This is a genomic window from Curtobacterium sp. MCPF17_003 (assembly GCF_003224385.1).
Classification (GTDB): Bacteria; Actinomycetota; Actinomycetes; order Actinomycetales; family Microbacteriaceae; genus Curtobacterium; species Curtobacterium flaccumfaciens.
This window is the reverse complement of record NZ_QKLC01000002.1, coordinates 201,060-217,673: the sequence shown is the minus strand read 5'-3', so window position 1 is coordinate 217,673 and position 16,614 is coordinate 201,060. Positions and strand designations below refer to the sequence as shown.

The 16,614-nt window shown below is 71.6% G+C and carries 13 protein-coding genes; 8 read left to right on the top strand and 5 right to left on the bottom strand.

All coding sequences use genetic code 11. The features are described from left to right. Positions 1-33: 33 nt before the first annotated feature. Positions 34-1,875, bottom strand: a complete 1,842-nt coding sequence (locus DEJ30_RS03615) for a hypothetical protein (protein WP_181419988.1) — start codon at positions 1,873-1,875, stop codon at positions 34-36. A gap of 182 nt (positions 1,876-2,057) precedes the next feature. Between DEJ30_RS03615 and DEJ30_RS03610 the strand changes: the two genes are divergently transcribed. Together DEJ30_RS03610 and DEJ30_RS03605 are read left to right on the top strand one after the other, a co-directional pair. Beyond that, a complete protein-coding gene (locus DEJ30_RS03610) occupies positions 2,058-3,800 on the top strand; it encodes a hypothetical protein (RefSeq protein WP_110859081.1) in 1,743 nt (580 codons plus the stop codon). Then, the gene (locus tag DEJ30_RS03605; RefSeq protein WP_110859080.1) at positions 3,797-4,807 is read left to right on the top strand and encodes a tetratricopeptide repeat protein; all 1,011 of its coding nucleotides are present in this window, start codon (positions 3,797-3,799) and stop codon (positions 4,805-4,807) included. The genes DEJ30_RS03610 and DEJ30_RS03605 overlap by 4 nt, the downstream gene beginning before the upstream one ends. A gap of 212 nt (positions 4,808-5,019) precedes the next feature. Here DEJ30_RS03605 and glgB read toward each other — a convergent pair whose 3' ends face one another. The 3 genes from glgB to DEJ30_RS03590 form a co-directional block, all read right to left on the bottom strand. Beyond that, positions 5,020-7,554 carry a 1,4-alpha-glucan branching protein GlgB gene (gene glgB, locus DEJ30_RS03600; RefSeq protein WP_110859079.1) on the bottom strand — a complete coding sequence of 845 codons (2,535 nt, stop codon included), beginning with the start codon at positions 7,552-7,554 and terminating at the stop codon, positions 5,020-5,022. Next, the gene (locus DEJ30_RS03595) at positions 7,551-9,551 is read right to left on the bottom strand and encodes an alpha-1,4-glucan--maltose-1-phosphate maltosyltransferase (protein ID WP_181419987.1); all 2,001 of its coding nucleotides are present in this window, start codon (positions 9,549-9,551) and stop codon (positions 7,551-7,553) included. The genes glgB and DEJ30_RS03595 overlap by 4 nt, the downstream gene beginning before the upstream one ends. A 174-nt stretch (positions 9,552-9,725) precedes the next feature. After that, entirely contained in the window at positions 9,726-11,834 is a 2,109-nt protein-coding gene (locus tag DEJ30_RS03590; RefSeq protein WP_110859078.1) for a glycogen-debranching protein, read from the bottom strand. A gap of 59 nt (positions 11,835-11,893) precedes the next feature. Here DEJ30_RS03590 and DEJ30_RS03585 point away from each other — a divergent pair, with 59 nt between their 5' ends. The 4 genes from DEJ30_RS03585 (at position 11,894) to DEJ30_RS03575 (ending at position 14,156) form a co-directional block, all read left to right on the top strand. Then, positions 11,894-13,075, top strand: coding sequence for a cysteine desulfurase family protein (locus tag DEJ30_RS03585; RefSeq protein WP_110859077.1), 1,182 nt, complete (start codon positions 11,894-11,896; stop codon positions 13,073-13,075). Positions 13,076-13,090: 15 nt separating this feature from the next. Continuing rightward, on the top strand, positions 13,091-13,273 hold the full coding sequence (locus tag DEJ30_RS03580) for a hypothetical protein (protein ID WP_110859076.1): 183 nt from the start codon (positions 13,091-13,093) through the stop codon (positions 13,271-13,273). A 197-nt stretch (positions 13,274-13,470) separates the two neighbouring features. Next, positions 13,471-13,668, top strand: a complete 198-nt coding sequence (locus tag DEJ30_RS17745; RefSeq protein ID WP_111090468.1) for a hypothetical protein — start codon at positions 13,471-13,473, stop codon at positions 13,666-13,668. Positions 13,669-13,670: 2 nt separating this feature from the next. After that, a complete protein-coding gene (locus tag DEJ30_RS03575; RefSeq protein ID WP_110859075.1) occupies positions 13,671-14,156 on the top strand; it encodes a hypothetical protein in 486 nt (161 codons plus the stop codon). Here the strand turns inward: DEJ30_RS03575 and DEJ30_RS03570 are convergent. Further along, the gene (locus DEJ30_RS03570) at positions 14,149-14,784 is read right to left on the bottom strand and encodes a hypothetical protein (RefSeq protein ID WP_110859074.1); all 636 of its coding nucleotides are present in this window, start codon (positions 14,782-14,784) and stop codon (positions 14,149-14,151) included. The two genes, DEJ30_RS03575 and DEJ30_RS03570, sit on opposite strands and share 8 nt — an antisense overlap. Before the next feature lie 58 nt (positions 14,785-14,842). Between DEJ30_RS03570 and DEJ30_RS03565 the strand changes: the two genes are divergently transcribed. Further along, a complete protein-coding gene (locus DEJ30_RS03565) occupies positions 14,843-15,337 on the top strand; it encodes a GNAT family N-acetyltransferase (protein WP_220032925.1) in 495 nt (164 codons plus the stop codon). A 138-nt stretch (positions 15,338-15,475) separates the two neighbouring features. Continuing rightward, positions 15,476-16,585 (top strand): peptide chain release factor 2, encoded by a 1,110-nt coding sequence (prfB, locus tag DEJ30_RS03560; protein ID WP_071244840.1) that lies wholly within the window; start codon positions 15,476-15,478, stop codon positions 16,583-16,585. Positions 16,586-16,614 lie beyond the last annotated feature (29 nt).

Here is a 16,614-nt window from a genome sequence, read left to right as displayed (position 1 = left end):
GAGGCGCGGGTCGCGCCTCCGGGCAGTGGACCGTCAGCGTTCGGTCGCGTCCACGTCGTCGTCAGCGTCCGCATCCGACGCTGCGGCGGGCGCCGTGCCGAGCAGGCCCGTGGCGTTCGTGAGGACGCCGCGGAGGTTCTCCAGGTACCCCGCGACGGCTTCGCGTTCGGTCCGGATCGCCGCCAGGCGGTCCTCGGCTTCGGCGATGACGCCGGCGGTGCGCTCCTCGGCGTCGGCGACCATCCGGTGCACGCGGTCCTGCGCGTCGGCGACGATGGTGCGCGCGTGCTCCTGGGCCTCGGCCGTGCTCGTGCGCTCGAGGTCGTCGGCCTCCTGCTGCAGGCGCTCGGCGCGCTCGCGGGCCTCGGTCGCGCGACGCGTGGCCTCGGCGAGCTGCAGGTTCGCCTCGTCCAGGTACTTCTGCGTCTCGGTCACCGTCTCGTGGTGCTTCCGCAGGTAGTCCTGCTCGGCGTCGTCACGTCGGGAAGCGAGCTCCGACTCGAGCGTCGTGCGGGCTTCGTCGCGCTCCCGGGCGATCTCGGCGCGGACCTCGTCGCGCTCCTTCACCAGGGCGGCGCGGGCGGTGTCGATCTCCTGCCGCAGGGCGGTGCGCTCGGCCTCGAGCACCCCGAGCTCGGTGGTGCGGCGGTCGGCGATCTCGGTGTCGACCTCGGCGTGCTCGCGCTCGCGTCGGGCGGCGATGGCGTTCTCGTGCTCACGGAGCGCTCGCTCGGCTGCTGCGTCGGCCTCCGCGCGCTCCTGCGCGATCCGGGCGTCGTGCTCCTCGAGCTCACGGGCGATCCGGTCGGCGGTCTCCTGCACCAGGCGCGCGTTCTCGACGCGCGTCTGTTCCTCGTCGACGCGGAGCTGCGCGCGGGCCGCTTCGACCTCCTGCTCCAGCGCGGTGCGGGCGGCGGCGAGTTCGCGGTCCCACTGGGCGCGGGCGGCGGCGAGTTCCTCGTCGAGCTCGCGGCGGCGGTCGGCGACCTCGCTGTCGAGTTCGGCGCGACGGCGGGTGACCTCGGACTCGAGTTCGGCGCGACCGGTCTCGAGTGCCAGCGCGTGTGCCTGCTGCTCCTCGTCACGCTCACGGTGCCAGGCGGCACGACCCTCGGTGACCTCGCGCTCGAGGGCCTCGCGCCGGGTCGTCTCCTCACGGTCGAGGTCCTCGGTACGGCGGGTGTGGTCGGCTTCGAAGACCGTCCGGCGGTGCTCGGTCTCGCGGTCGAGCTCGGCGGCGGCGGTGCGGGCCTCGGCGGACTCCCGCTGGGCGATCTCGCGCAGTTCTGCGACCTCGTGCTCGACCTGGGCGCGCAGGGCGTTCGTCTCGCGGATGGCGATGGAGCGGACCTCGGCGGCCTCGGTCACGGCGGCACCGCGGATCGCGGCCGCTTCGTTCCGGGCGTCCTGCGTGAGCAGGCCGGCCTCGGCGCGGGCGCGCTCGACGGTGTCGGCTGCCTCGGCGCGGGCGCGGGTGAGCTCGTTGGTGGCGCGGGTACGGGCGTCCTCGAGGGTGTCGCGCGCTTCTTCCTGTGCTTCGCGGACGGTGCGCTCGGCTTCGGTGCGGCTCGAGGCACGGAGCCGCTGGGCGTCGATGTCCGCCTGGCTGATGAGCCGGGTCGACTGCTCCTCGGCCACGCGCAGGGTGGACTCGAGGCGGGTGCCGAGTCCGCTGTACGTGGGGGTGCCGGCTTCGTCGAGCTCGCCCTGCAGCTCGGAGACCCGGGCCTGCAGGAGACGGATCTCCTTCGCGGCGTCGGCGCGGTCGTTGTTCGACTTGATGAGCTCGCGGCGCAGGTCGTTCAGTGCGCGTTCCACCTCGTCGCGGCGGTACCCGCGCAGCTCGGTTCCGAACTCGGCCTCGTCGTTCGCCACGTGTCGCTCCTGGGGTCGGCAGCGGGCCAGGTTCGGCCCGCTGCCGATTGTAGTGGGGGCCGGAGCGGGGCGTCTGAGTCCGGCGACAGCGCGGATTGATGCACTGTCCAGCGTTGCTCGCTATCCTGAGTCGCTGATTCGCGCGCCGACATCCCCACCCCGGCGCGGTAGGGAGAGAGTTCGTGCGATTCGTCCTGGCGATCGTCAGTTTCGTCATCGGTCTGCTGCTCGTGGCGCTGGCGGTGGGACAGCGGACCGTGTTCGCGCCGCCGTCCTCGCTCGTGGCCGAGAGCTCGACGACCAGTTCCGCCCCGGTGACGGTGATCCCGGGGACGACCCTCAACGCCAACCCCGGCTACCAGCGCATCAACGTGTCCGGCTCCGGCAAGGTCTTCGCGGCCTACGGCAAGACCGCCGACGTCGACGCCTGGATCGGTGACGCCGAGCACACCACGCTCCGCTTCGACGCCGAGAAGGGTTCGCTCGTCGGGTCGACCACGGGCAGCGAGACCAGCGTCCCCTCGCCCGGGGGCAGCGACCTCTGGTACCAGGAGTACGACGGCGCCGGGCAGTTCACCGTGCGTCTGCCGCAGGACGTCTCGGTGCTGGTCGTCAGCGACGGCAAGGCCGCGGCCCCGAACGACGTGTCCGTCACCTGGCCGCAGGACACCGCGACCCCGGCGGTCGGTCCGCTGCTCGTGGCCGGTGGCGTGTTCGTCGTCGGAGGCCTCGTGCTGCTCGTCCTCGCGTTCCTGCACCAGCGCCGCGGCCGCGGTCCCCGTCGCCGCAGTGGGGGCAGCCGGCCGCCGCGGGTGCGCGCCTCGCGCCGTGCTGCCGCAGCCGGTGCGCAGGTGCCGCGTCCTGGTCGCCGCGGCTCGCGCGCCTTCGTCGGCGTGCCGGTGCTGCTCGTCGGTGCCCTGACCCTGGCCGGCTGTTCCTCGGACTACTGGCCGCAGGGCGGCGACCCGTCGCTCGCCACGCCGACCCCGACGGCCACTGCCACGGGGGCTGCGGAGACGACCGAGCCGACGGCTGCGACCAAGCAGCAGATCACCCGCGTCGTGCAGCGCACCGCCGCCGTGGCGAAGCAGGCTGACGAGACCCGCGACAGCAGGCTCGCCGGGACCCGTTTCACGGGCGCCGCGCTCGAGCTGCGCGAGGCGAACTACGCGATCCGCGCGAAGGACACGGACGTCAAGGCGCCGCCGGCGATCTCGGCCGCGCAGGTGTGCGTCGCGCTGCCGCAGCAGACCGACAGCTGGCCGCGCACGGTCTTCACGATCGTCGCCGAGGACTGCGACGCCAAGTCGGCCCCGCAGGCCCTGACCCTGGTGCAGGACACCGCTCGCGATCCGTACAAGGTGGCGTACGACGTCTCGCTCGAGGCCGACGCGAAGATCCCGAGCCTCGCGCCGACGACGATCGGTGCCGCACTGCTCGCGCCGGAGTCGAAGCTCCTGACGATCCAGCCCGACCAGGTCGCGACCGCGTACGGCGACATCCTGTCGAAGGACACCGCCAGCGAGTACGCCGACCTGTTCGCGAGCGAGGGTGATGCGCTCCGCACCACCATCGGCAAGGCGTACAAGGACAAGAAGGCCAAGGCCCTGCCGGACACGGCGAAGATCGAGTACTCGTCCGAGGTCCCGGCCGACTCCGCCGTCGCCATCGCGACCGACGACGCCGGTGCCCTGGTCTCCGCCGACCTGGACGAGGTCGAGAAGGTGACCCCGACCGCGTCGGGCGCCGAGGTGAACACCGAGGGTGCCGTCAAGGCACTGTCCGGCGTGGACACGAGCAAGAAGGGCATCAGCGCGACCTACAGCGTCCAGCTGCTCTTCTACGTGCCGCCGGTCGCCTCGGATGGCAAAGTGGTCCTGCTCGGGTTCACACAGGGCCTGACCGCAGCGAGTGAGGTGCAATGAGCAACATCCCCCCGACCCCGTCCGGGCTCCGCGGAGCCGTGGACCTGTCGTCCCTCGTCGACCGCGCACAGCGGCCGCCCCAGCCGTCCGGTGCTCCGGCCCCGGCGGGTTCCACTGGCGGTGCCGTGCCCGGTACCGAAGCCGACACCGCGAACGGCGCCGACCTGACGGTGCCGTCGCTCGTGATCGACGTCACCGATGCGACGTTCCAGGACGTCCTGCAGCTGTCGACCATCGTCCCGGTCATCGTGGACATCTGGGCCGAGTGGTGTGGGCCGTGCAAGCAGCTCTCGCCGATCCTCGAGCAGCTCACCGCGGAGTACGACGGCCGCGTGGTGCTCGCCAAGGTGGATGCCGACACGAACCCGCAGCTCGTGCAGGCGTTCCAGGCGCAGTCGATCCCGACCGTGGCCGCCGTGATCGGCGGACGCCCGCTCGGGCTCTTCGTCGGGGCACTGCCCGAGGCGCAGGTCCGCGACGTCTACGAGCAGGTGCTCCAGGCGGCCGAGCAGAACGGCGTGACCGGTCGCGTCACCGTCGACGGCGGAGCGGCCCCCACCGACGCCGAGCAGGGCGAGCCGGAGCCGGAGCCGCTCCCGCCGCACCACCAGGCCGCGTACGACGCGATCGAGCGGGGCGACTTCGCCACCGCGATCGAGGAGTACAAGACCGCGATCCTGCAGGACCCGCACGACCAGATGGCCGTCGCCGGCCTCGCACAGGTGTCGCTGCTCGACCGGCTCAACGGCCGGACGGCCGACGAGATCCGTGCGGCAGCGGCCGCCGGCCCGCAGGACGTCCAGGCGCAGCTGGCGGTCGCCGACCTCGACATCTCGGGCGGGCACGTCGACGACGCATTCGGGCGTCTGCTCGACCTCGTGCCGACGGTGTTCGGCGATGACCGCGAGGCCCTGCGTGTCCGGCTCGTCGAGTACTTCGAGCTCATCGGCAGCGAGGACCCGCGCGTCGTCGCGGCGCGTCGTCGCCTGGCGAACGCCCTGTACTAGACCCGTAGGGGTCCTCGCGGCGGAGAAGACGCCGTCGTCACACCGAGACGCCGCCGGATCCGGCGGCGTCTCGGTGTGTCCGGGGCGTCTCGAGGACACGACGGCGTCTCGCGCATCACGGTGGACGCAGCGTCGGACAGACGGGAGGCCCGGTGCCAGCTGGCACCGGGCCTCCCGTCTGTCGGTCGATCGCGTCGCGGTCGCTGGCCGGGCTACTGGGCCAGCTTCAGCCAGACGGCACCGAGCGGCGGGACCACGAGGTGCGCTGAGGCCGGGCGGCCCGCCCACGGGGTGTCCTCCGCCGTGACGACGCCGAGGTTGCCGACTCCGGAGCCGCCGTACTCGGCCGCGTCGGTGTTGAGCACCTCGTGCCACTCGCCCGCTGTCGGCAGCCCGAAGCGACGCTCCACCGGCACGCCGGAGAAGTTCACGAACACCGCAACCCGGTCGTCGCCGTCCTTCCGCAGGAACCCGAGGGTCGAGTGCGGTGCGTCGCCGCCCTCGAGCCACTCGAAGCCGTCGGCCGTCGAGTCGTGCGTCCAGAGCGCAGGGGAGTCCTTGTACACGCGGTTGAGCTCCGCGACGAGGTCCTGCACACCGCGGTGGCCGGGCTGGTCGAGGAGCCACCAGTCGAGGCCCTTCGCCTCGGACCACTCGGCGGGCTGCGCGAACTCCTGCCCCATGAAGAGCAGCTGCTTGCCGGGGTGCGCCCACATGAACGCCAGGTAGGCGCGCACGTTGGCGAGCTTCTGCCACTCGTCGCCGGGCATCTTGCCGTACAGGGAACCCTTGCCGTGCACGACCTCGTCGTGGCTGATCGGCAGGGTGAACTGCTCGCTGAAGGCGTAGACGAACGAGAACGTGATCTCGTCGTGGTGGTAGCTGCGGTACGCGGGGTCGCGCTGCACGTACTCGAGCGAGTCGTGCATCCAGCCCATGTTCCACTTCTGCCCGAAGCCGAGCCCGCCGGCGCTCGTCGGCTGCGTCACGCCCGGCCACGAGGTGCTCTCCTCCGCGATCATCACGATGCCGGGGTAGCGCTTGTACGCCGTCGCGTTCGTCTCCTGCAGGAACGAGATCGCGTCGAGGTTCTCGCGGCCGCCGTGGATGTTCGGCAGCCAGTCGGTGCGGGAGTAGTCGAGGTACAGCATCGAGGCCACCGCGTCGACCCGTAGGCCGTCGATGTGGAACTCCTCGAACCAGTACAGCGCGTTCGCGACCAGGAAGTTGCGCACCTGCGGCTGTCCGAAGTCGAACACGTAGGTGCCCCAGTCGAGCTGCTCGCCGCGGCGGGGGTCCGGGTGCTCGAACAGCGCGTAGCCGTCGAAGCGCCCGAGGGCCCACTCGTCCTTCGGGAAGTGTCCGGGGACCCAGTCCATGATCACGCCGATGCCCGCGGAGTGCAGACGGTCGATCAGGTAGCGCAGATCGTCCGGCGAACCGAAGCGCGCGGTCGGTGCGTAGTACCCGGTGACCTGGTAGCCCCACGAGCCGCCGAACGGGTGCTCGGCGAGCGGCAGGAACTCCACGTGGGTGAAGCCGGTGTACTCCATGTGGCCGATGAGCTGGTCGGCGACCTCGCGGTACGACAGGCCGGGGCGCCAGGAGCCGAGGTGCACCTCGTAGACGCTCATCGGAGCGTCGTGCGTGGTGGTCTGGGCGCGGCGCTCCATCCAGGCGGCGTCGCCCTCGGACCACGTGTACGTGGACTCGGTGACGACCGAAGCCGTCGCCGGGGCGATCTCGGCTTCGCGGGCGAACGGGTCGGCGCGTTCCACCCACCCGGAGTCGGTGAGGATCTGGAACTTGTAGCGCTGGCCGACGACGGCGCCGGGCCAGAACAGCTCCCAGACGCCGAGGTCGCTCAGACGGCGCATCGCGGTGGTGCGGCCTTCCCAGCCCTCGAAGTCGCCGATCACCCGGACGGCGGTCGCCCGAGGTGCCCAGACGGCGAACGCGACGCCGTCGACCCCGTCGACGGTGCGGGCGTGTGCGCCGAGGTGGTGCCAGAGCTGCTCGTCACGGCCCTCGCCGAACAGGTGCAGGTCGAGCTCGCCGAGCGTCGGGGCGAACCGGTACGCGTCGTCGGTGGTCCACGTGGCGTCGTCCTCGTCCGTGGACTCGTCGTAGTCGTACTCCGACTCGACGCGGTAGCGACCGAGCGGGCCGGCGGTGGCACCGGCCCAGAGCCCGTCGCCCTCGTGCGTGAGCTCGATGTCGTCGCCGTCGGGGCGGACGATCCGCACCGCACGCGCCAGGTGCCGGACGACGCGGACGCTGGTGCCGCCGTCGACCGGGTGCGGGCCGAGCACGTCGTGCGGCTGGGACCAGCGGCCCTCGGCCACCTGCAGACGCAGCCAGTCCTCGATCGGAGCCGGACGCGGATCCGTGGACGTACCGGCGGCGGCCGGAGCCGAGGCAGCAGCGGTCGGGGCGACCGGAGCCTCGACGGAGGCCGGCCGGACCACGGGCGCGGCGCCCCCGGTCGGGGCCGTCGGGGTGTCGGACGCCGAGGCGGCTGCGACGGACGGCTGCCGCGGGTGCGTCGGATCGGCGGGGTGCCCGGCGAGCGTGGCGGACTCCGCCACCCCGCGGTCGGGCGCCTCGCGCTGCGCCGGCGGGGCTCCGGGCAGGTCCTCGTCGGGCGCGGACACCTTCGGTTCGTACCGCGGCACGGCCGGCGGCGGAGGCGGCACCGGCGGGACGGCCGGTCCACGCTTCGTGGGGTCGGTCGGGTCGTTAATCATCGGTGGGGTCCTTCCACGACGAGCAGGTGCACGGGCTCCTGGAACGCATCCAGGCGGACGTAGTTCGACGCGCCCCAGGTCCAGCGCTGACCGGTCACGACGTCACGGACGTCGAACAGGCCCTCGGTCGGCAGACCGAGTGCGGCGAGGTCCAGGTGCACGGTGGTCTCACGGGCGGAGTGCGGGTCGACGTTGGCGACCACGATCACGGTGTCGGGGCGTCCTGACCGGATGTACTCGCCCGACAGGTGCTTCGAGTAGACGACGATCGCCGGGTCCTCGGCGGCGTGCACGTGCAGGTTCCGCAGCTGTCGGAGCGCGGGGTGCGCCTGCCGGAAGCGGTTGAGCATCGTGACGTACGGCGCGAGCGACGCACCTTCGGCCTCGGCCAGGGCGAAGTCACGCGGCTTGTACTCGTACTTCTCGTTGTCGATGTTCTCTTCGGAGCCCGGTCGGGCGACGTCCTCGAAGAGCTCGTAGCCGGCGTACATGCCCCACGTCGGTGCACCGGTGGCGGCGAGCGCCGCGCGCACCTTGTAGCCGGCACGGCCGCCGAACTGCAGGTACTCGGTGAGGATGTCGGGGGTGTTCACGAAGAGGTTCGGGCGCAGGTAGTCGCTCGTCTCGTGGGAGAGCTCCGTGAAGTAGTCCTCGATCTCGTCCTTGGTGTTGCGCCAGGTGAAGTACGAGTACGACTGCTGGAACCCGGCTTCGGCGAGCGCGCGCATCATCGCCGGGCGGGTGAACGCCTCGGCGAGGAACACGGTGTCGGGGTGCTCGTCGCGGATCTCACGGATGACCCGCTCCCAGAACCAGAGCGGCTTGGTGTGTGGGTTGTCGACGCGGAAGATCCGGATGCCGAAGTCGATCCAGTGGCGCAGCACGCGCTCGACCTCGGTGACCAGGCCCTCGGGGTCGGTGTCGAACTGGATCGGGTAGATGTCCTGGTAGCGCTTCGGCGGGTTCTCGGCGGTCGCGATGGAGCCGTCGGCACGCTGTGTGAACCACTCCGGGTGCTGGGTGACCCAGGGATGGTCGGGGGAGCACTGCAGTGCGAAGTCGAGCGCCACTTCCATGCCGGTGTTCTTCGCCGTCTCGACGAAGCCGCGGAAGTCGTCCTCGGTGCCGAGGTCGGGGTGGATCGCGTCGTGCCCGCCCTCGGGAGAGCCGATCGCCCAGGGACTGCCGGGGTCGTTCGGCCCGGGCGTGAGGGTGTTGTTCGGCCCCTTGCGGGCGGTGGTGCCGATGGGGTGGATCGGCGGCAGGTAGATGACGTCGAAGCCCATCCGGGCGACGGCGGGCAGACGGCGGGCCGCGGTGCGGAAGTCGCCGCTCTTCCAGGAGCCGTCGGGGTTCTTCTTCGCGCCTTCTGAGCGGGGGAAGAACTCGTACCAGGCACCGACGCCGGCGCGGGTGCGTTCGACGTCGAGCAGCTGGGTGGCGGAGTGCGTGCGGAGCGAGGTGAGCGGTGCTTCCTCGACCTCGGCGACGATGCGCGGGTCGTCGACGGCGGCCAGGCGTTCGGCCGGGTCGAGGTCGGTGTCACGGACGCGCGCGGCGGCACGGGTGGCGGCGGGGGAGTCGGTCTCCTCGGCCAGCCGGTCGAGCAGCACGGCGCCGTCGAGCAGGGTCGCCTCGGTGTCGACACTGGCCGCGATCTTCAGGCGTGCGCCGTGCAGCCAGCTCGCCCAGTCGTCGGAGTACGACTCGACGTGCCAGGTCCAGACGCCGACGTGGTCGACCTGCACCGTGGCTTCGTAGCGGTCGGTGCCGGGGGCACCGAGGGTCATGGGGACGGTGCGGGTTCCACCGTCTGGGCGTTCGAGGACGAGGTCTGCGCCGATGATGCCGTGTCCTTCTCGGAAGACGGTTGCACCGAACGTGATCACCTCGCCGTCGAATGCCTTGCCGGGGAAGCCGTTCGGCGTCCTCGGGGCGAGCTCGGTGATCGGGATGCGCCCGATCTTCGGGCGGCGGGGTCGGTCTGCGGTGGCCACGGAAGCGACGCTACCCGGCGGGCGGCTCCGCGTTCCCCGGAATCGGCCCGCTGTGGCGGGCCGGGCGCGCCGTGGAGCCTGTGGAGGACCGGACGCCAGGCCCGTGGCGGAGCCGCCACGGGCCTCCCGTCCGTCGGCCGGTCGCGGCGCCGGGCCGCACCCGACTGCTCGGCGCTACGCCACCTCGAACAGGTGGATGCCGGGGCCGTAGGCGGTGAAGACCTGCCCGGCAGGTCGGAGGCGCTCGTGGTCGCGGTGCTTCTCGCTCGACCAGGCCAGCCGGTACCCGAGGACGTCCTCGCGCACCGGCAGGGTCAGGTCGCGGGTGCGGCCGCTGCCGTGCACCACCACCAGGACGCGGTCGAAGGGCTCGTGTTCGGGCGTCGACTCGACGAAGTACTGCAGGGCGCGGTGCACCGGCTGGTCCCAGCCCTCGATCGTCATCGGGTGCCCGTCGGGTCCGTACCAGGACATCCGCGAGGCCCCCGGGGTCTCCTGCCCCTCGACGCCGAAGCGGGTGGGTCGGAGCGACGGGTGCGCCTGCCGGAACCGGGCCAGCGCGGCGACGGCCTCGGTCATCGCCTCGGCGTCCTCGTCGTCGGACCAGTCCACCGGGGTCAGGTCGTCGGACACCACGTAGGCGTTGTTGTTGCCGTGCTGCGTGCGGCTCCGCTCGTCACCGGCGGTGAGCATCGGCACCCCGGCGGACAGCATCAGGGTCGCCAGCAGGTTGCGCATCGACCGACCACGCGCGGCGCGGACCCCGCGGTCGGCGGTGTCACCCTCGATGCCGTGGTTGAACGAGCGGTTGTCGTTCGAGCCGTCACGGTTGTCCTCGCCGTTGGCCTCGTTGTGCTTGCCGTCGTACGACACCAGGTCGAGCAGGGTGAAGCCGTCGTGCGCGGTGACGAAGTTGACGCTCGCCAGCGGGCCGCGGTCGGCGCCGAAGACGTGACGCGAGCCGGTCAGGGCTCCGGCGAGCGCGCCGATCCCGGTCTGCGGCAGGCCGGTGCGGCGCTCCTCGGCGATGTCGGTGAGCCAGAACTGGCGGACCGTGTTGCGGAACCCGTCGTTCCACTCGCTCGTGCGCTGGCCGGCCGCGCCGAACGCCCCGGTCTTCCAGCCGTCCGGGCCGACGTCCCACGGCTCGGCGATCATCAGGGTGTCCTGCAGGTCGGGGTGGTTCCGGATGCGCTCGAGCAGTGGGTGCGACGGGTCGAACCGGTGCTCGCCGTCGCGGGCGAGGGCGGCCATCAGGTCGAAGCGGAACCCGTCGACCTGCACCTCGCGCGCCCAGTACACCAGGCTGTCGACGACGAGGTCCGCCGTCGCCTCGACCGAGGTGTCGAGCGTGTTCCCGCACCCGGTGGTGTCGTAGTACGTGTCCCGGCGGGGCGGGTCGGTCTGCGCCCAGCGGTAGCGGTTCGCACCGTCGATGCCACGCAGGCTCGTCGTCGGACCACCCAGGCCCTCTTCCGCGGTGTGGTTGTAGACGACGTCCAGGACGACCTGGATGCCGGCCTCGTGCAGCAGCCGGACCATGCCCTTGAACTCGCGCAGGACGGCGTCGGCGCCCTCCTGCTGCGCAGGCGCCGAGGCGTGCGCGGCGTGCGGGGCGAAGAAACCGAGCGTGTTGTAGCCCCAGGCGTTCTGACGACCGGCGTCGCGGAGCCACCGCTCGGTGTCGAACGCCTGCACGGGCAGCAGCTCGAGCGTGGTGACGCCGATGCGGTGCAGGTGCGCGATCGTGGTCTCGTGGGCGACCCCGGCGTACGTGCCGCGCAGGTGCTGCGGCAGGTGCGGGTTCGCTGCCGTCAGGGTGCGGACGTTCGCCTCGTACACGACAGCGCGGTCGAGCGGGACCTGCGGCTTCACGACGCCGCCCCAGTCGAAGGCGTCGTCGACGACCACGCTGGTCCAGCGGGGACCGGCCGCTTCTTCGTCGCCGGTCGGCAGGATGCCCCGCGCGTACGGGTCGAGCAGCGGACGCGTCGGGTCGAACTCGTGTCGCGGCCCGACCGGCCCGTCGACGAGCAGGTGGTAGCGGTCGCCGGGCATGATCCCGGGGACCTCGCCGGTCCACACGTCCGTGTCCGGCACCCGCTCGAGCGGGTGCCGGGTCGGCCCGCCGTCGGTGCGGTCGGCACCGTCCGCGCCGTCGGCGCTTCCCGCGCTCGCCACGACCAGGACGACGCCCGTCGCCGTCGCGGACCGCAGGGTGAACCGGGGGACGGTCCCGCCCAGGGAGAACCCCGGTGTGAGGTCGATCGCTGTCTCGTGCACGCGACAAGGGTACGAGGACCGGCGCGTATCCTGGACACTGCTCGATCCAGGGGGTGCATTTGTCGGTCTACCTCGACCACGCCGCGACGACGCCGATCCTGCCGGAGGCGCTCGCCGCCTTCACCGATGCCCTGGGCACCGTCGGCAACCCGTCGTCCATCCACAGCGCCGGTCAGCGCGCCAAGATGCTGCTCGAGGACGGCCGCGCCGCCGTCGCCCGCTCGCTCGACGCCGACCCGGTGGAGGTCGTGTTCACCTCCGGCGGCACCGAGAGCATCAACCTCGCCGTGAAGGGCCTGTTCTGGGCTCGCCAGCGCGACCGCCGGCGGCCCCGCATCGTCGTCCCGGGTGGCGAGCACCACGCCACCGTCGACACCTTGACCTGGCTGGAGACGCACGAGGGCGCCGTCATCGACGTGGTCCCGTTGGACGCGCAGGGTCGCGTCGACCTCGCCGGACTGGAGGCGCGGCTCGCCGACGCCTCGGACGTCGCCCTGGTCACGTTCCTGTGGGCGAACAACGAGGTGGGCACCATCCAGCCTGTGTCACGGATCGTCGAGCTCGCGCACGCCTCCGGCGTGCCCGTGCACAGCGACGCGGTCGCCGCCTACGGGCAGGTGCCGGTGTCGTTCGCCGGGTCCGGCCTCGACGCGCTCAGCGTCTCCGCGCACAAGGTCGGTGGGCCCGTCGGGATCGGTGCGCTCGTGCTCGGACGGAAGGCCACCGTCGAGCCCCTCATCCACGGTGGTGGGCAGCAGCGGCAGGTGCGGAGCGGCACGCAGGACGCCCCGGCGGCTGCGGCCTTCGGCGTGGCGGCCAGCGCGGTCGTCGCCGAGCCGATGCCGCACCCGTCGCTCGTCGCCCTGCGGGACCGGCTGATCGCCGGGGTCCGTGCAGCCGTGCCGTCAGCGGTGCTGATGGGGGACCCCGTCGACCGGCTGCCGGGCAACGCGCACTTCACGTTCCCCGGGTGCGAGGGCGACTCGCTCCTGTTCCTGCTCGACGCCGCCGGGGTCGCGGTCTCGACCGGATCGGCGTGCCAGGCCGGTGTGCCCGAGGCGTCGCACGTGCTGCTCGCGATGGGGCTGTCGGAGCAGGACGCCCGTGGTGCGCTCCGGATCACGCTCGGCCACACGACGACCGATGCCGACGTCGACGCGTTCCTGGCGGCGCTGCCGGATGCCGTCGCACGGGCCGGTGCCGCGGGGATGGCATCGAGGGAGCCGCTGCTCGGGCGGTAGTGGTTGACTCCGGGCATGCTTCGCTCGTCCGCCGTGTGGGTCGTCTTCGCCCTGCTCGGCATCGTGTTCTTCGGGGTCTCGGTCGCGCTGTTCGCCCAGGCGGGATCCCGGCCCTTCGGGTTCGTCACCCTCGTCTGCGCGGTCGTCGTCCTGGTCAGTGCCTGGGTGGGACACCGGCGATCTCGGCTGCGACGCTGACGCCGGTCCCCTTCCAGGGCATACTGCTGCTCGTGGTGCTGGGGCAGGACGACGTACACGACGCAGGGGACGTCCGCCGTCCAGCGCGCGTCAGACCGCCGCGGGACGACAACTGGTACCGCTCGACCGAGTGGAACGACGAGATCGCTGCGGCGTTCGAAGCGAAGCTCGCACGTGCGCGCCAGTAGCTTGATCTCGTGACCACTCCGAGACCAGAGGGCAGCGCCGACCTGGTGGGCCTGCTCGTCGGTGATCCGCTCGCTCTCATCGGGATCGTCCTGCTCGTGGCCGCAGGAAGGACACCGACTGCCGTCCTCGGGGCCGCGATGCTCCTCTCCGGCACGATGCTGGTGTGCACCGCTCTGCTCATCCGAGGGCTGCGCCGGGAGCGCTGACCATGGCCACCAACAGCGGTGAGCGCCACCCTCGGAACGGCACCCGGCCGGACAGCCGCTGGGCCGTCCCGATCCGTCGGGTCTTCCCCTGGTGGTACCTCAGCGGCGCGGTGGCGACGATGGCGATCCTGATCCTGGTCGATCCCGACGGCAGCCAGGCGACGGTGGCGTTCTGGGGACCGACGATCGGGATCGCGATCCAGGACCGCGAGAAAGCTGCGCGCGCTCGACTGGACCGCGGCCTGCCGGTCGACCGACGGTCGCTCCTGTCGCCTCCGTGGCTCGAACCGACCTGCGCGGGCTTGCTCACGGCTGTGGCAGTGGGGCTCGGCATGCTCATCAACGCGCTCTTCGGGCACGGCACGTTCGTCACGACGTGGATCGGAGCGGGGGTCTTCCTCGGGGGAGCCGCGTCGTTGGTCATTCTCCTGCTGGCCCTGAGGCGCCGACGCCGCCGACGGCCGAGTGTTGCGGACGGCGTCAGCTGAGCGGCCGCTCCGAGAGAAAGCGCCCGGCACGCCGGTACTGGAAGGCGAGTTGCACGAGCCCGACCACGAACGCGAGCGACGCGACGAGCTCGAGCAGCTTGATGGCCACGCTGTCCGTGCTCACCGCTGTCGACGCGGCGAACAGCATCAGGGCGCCGAAGATCGGCAGGATGCCGAGCGTGGCTCGACGGTTCTGCACGGCGACCGCGGTGACGATGTCCGCGTGCTCGTCGTCGACCGGCTCCTTGCCGGCGATCTGACGCCGCACCGACCGCTGCTCAGCGCGCGAGAGCGGGCTGCTCACCGATCGCCAGCGAGTGACGTAGTGACCGGAGCGGTACGCCCACACGAAACCGACGATGCCGACGACCAGCCCGAGCAGCAACAGCAGGAGCTGGAGGAGCAGCTGCACGCCACCGCCGCCACTCGCGTGGTTGCTCCCGGTGGCCGGCACCAGCACCAGCGCCAGGACCACCCCGACCGCCCACGAGACCAGGACGAGTGCCCCCACCCACACGAACACGCGCGTCCGGCGACGGTGGAACCCGTCGTCGCTCTGGCCGTCGGCGAGCCGGGCGGCGGCTGCCCATCGATCGGCTCCGGCTGGGTCGGTTGCGGGGCTGGTCATGGTTCTGGTCCTGACGTACCGACCCGCTTCGTTGTGATACTTGGACATGCTCGAGTTGGTGAGACCGCAGACGGCGTTGTACGAGGCGTGGGCCGAAGCGCATGCCGAGTGGGGGCCGGGCGTGCACGAGGACGGTTTCGGGATCACCGCCCACGACGACGTCGGCGACGAGGACGGGTTCCGCACCTGGGTCGGACGACTGCACGCCAGACCCGGAGCGCTCTGGTGGATCGTCGAGGACGGCCGCGTCCTGGGCGGGATCGCACTCCGGGCTCCGGGAGACGCGGACGGCGTGCAGCGGTTCGGCCACGTCGGGTACGGGATCCGCCCGTCGGCGAGGGGCCGAGGCGTGGCGACGTGGGCGCTGGGCCAGGTGCTCGCGCACGCATCGCGCGTCGGGATCGACCCGGTGATCGCCGTCTGCCGCGATGACAACGACGGCTCCATCGGGGTGTTGGAGCACTACGACGCCGTCCTGCTGTCGACCGAGCGCCGCGGAGGCGTGCGGCTGCGACGGTACGCCATCGCCAGGTCGCACCGGAGGCCCGGATGACGAAGCGCCGGTCATCCGGTGCTGCGGGGACGGAGCGGGGGTGCAGGGCGCGTGGGGGAAGACCGCGACCAGCGGGACGGACCGACACCGGGCCTCCCGGTCGGCCGAGTCGGACTCGCGCCGGTAGGATCGATGACCATGGTCGAACTGGACTTCACCGAGCAGCTCTCCGCCCTTCGCGAGACCTTCGGCAACATCCGCTCGGTGGTCGACGTCGACCGCCTGCAGCGTGAGATCGCCGACCTCAGCGAGCAGGCCGGGGCCCAGGACCTCTGGGACGACGTCGACCACGCGCAGCAGGTGACGAGCGCGCTCTCGCACCGCCAGTCGGAGCTGAAGAAGATCACCGACACCGAGCAGCGCATCGACGACCTCGAGGTGCTGGTCGAGATGGCGAACGAGGGTGACGACCAGGAGTCCGCCGACGAAGCCCTCGCCGAGCTCAAGGCGATCCAGAAGATGATCGGCGACTTCGAGGTGCAGACGCTCCTGGACGGCGAGTACGACGACCGTCCCGCGGTCATCACGATCCGTGCCGGCGCGGGCGGTGTCGACGCGGCGGACTTCGCCGAGATGCTCCTCCGCATGTACCTGCGGTACGCCGAGCAGCACAACTTCAAGACCACCGTGATGGACACCTCGTACGCCGAAGAAGCGGGCATCAAGTCCGCGACGTTCGAGATCGACGCCCCGCACGCGTTCGGCACGCTGTCGGTCGAGGCCGGCACCCACCGCCTGGTGCGGATGTCGCCGTTCGGTGCCGCAGGCAAGCGCCAGACGTCCTTCGCCGCGGTCGAGGTCATCCCGCTCATGCCGGAGACCGCCGTCATCGACATCCCCGAGAACGACATCCGCGTCGACGTGTTCCGCTCGTCGGGCCCCGGCGGGCAGTCCGTCAACACGACTGACTCCGCGGTGCGCCTGACGCACATCCCGACCGGCACCGTCGTCTCGATGCAGAACGAGAAGTCGCAGATCCAGAACCGTGCTGCCGCCATGCGCGTGCTGCAGTCGCGCCTGCTCCTCCTGAAGAAGGAAGAGGAGAACGCGAAGAAGAAGGAACTCGCCGGCAACATCACGGCGAGCTGGGGCGACCAGATCCGCTCCTACGTGCTGGCGCCGTACCAGATGGTCAAGGACCTCCGGACGGAGCACGAGGTGAACAACCCCTCAGCCGTGTTCGACGGTGATCTGGACGGCTTCATCAACGCGGGCATCCGCTGGCGCAAGCAATCCGCCGCCGAGTAGGGGTTCGTGAGCCGCGCGCCTCGCTTGCT

What these genes read in the sequence shown, in the direction of transcription:
- DEJ30_RS03605 (WP_110859080.1), top strand. Translation starts at nt 3,797, where the DNA reads ATGAGCAACATCCCCCCGACCCCGTCCGGGCTCCGCGGAGCCGTGGAC.
- DEJ30_RS03575 (WP_110859075.1), top strand. Translation starts at nt 13,671, where the DNA reads ATGGCCACCAACAGCGGTGAGCGCCACCCTCGGAACGGCACCCGGCCG.
- prfB (WP_071244840.1), top strand. Translation starts at nt 15,476, where the DNA reads ATGGTCGAACTGGACTTCACCGAGCAGCTCTCCGCCCTTCGCGAGACC.
- DEJ30_RS03570 (WP_110859074.1), bottom strand. Translation starts at nt 14,784, where the DNA reads ATGACCAGCCCCGCAACCGACCCAGCCGGAGCCGATCGATGGGCAGCC.
- glgB (WP_110859079.1), bottom strand. Translation starts at nt 7,554, where the DNA reads ATGATTAACGACCCGACCGACCCCACGAAGCGTGGACCGGCCGTCCCG.
- DEJ30_RS03580 (WP_110859076.1), top strand. Translation starts at nt 13,091, where the DNA reads ATGCTTCGCTCGTCCGCCGTGTGGGTCGTCTTCGCCCTGCTCGGCATC.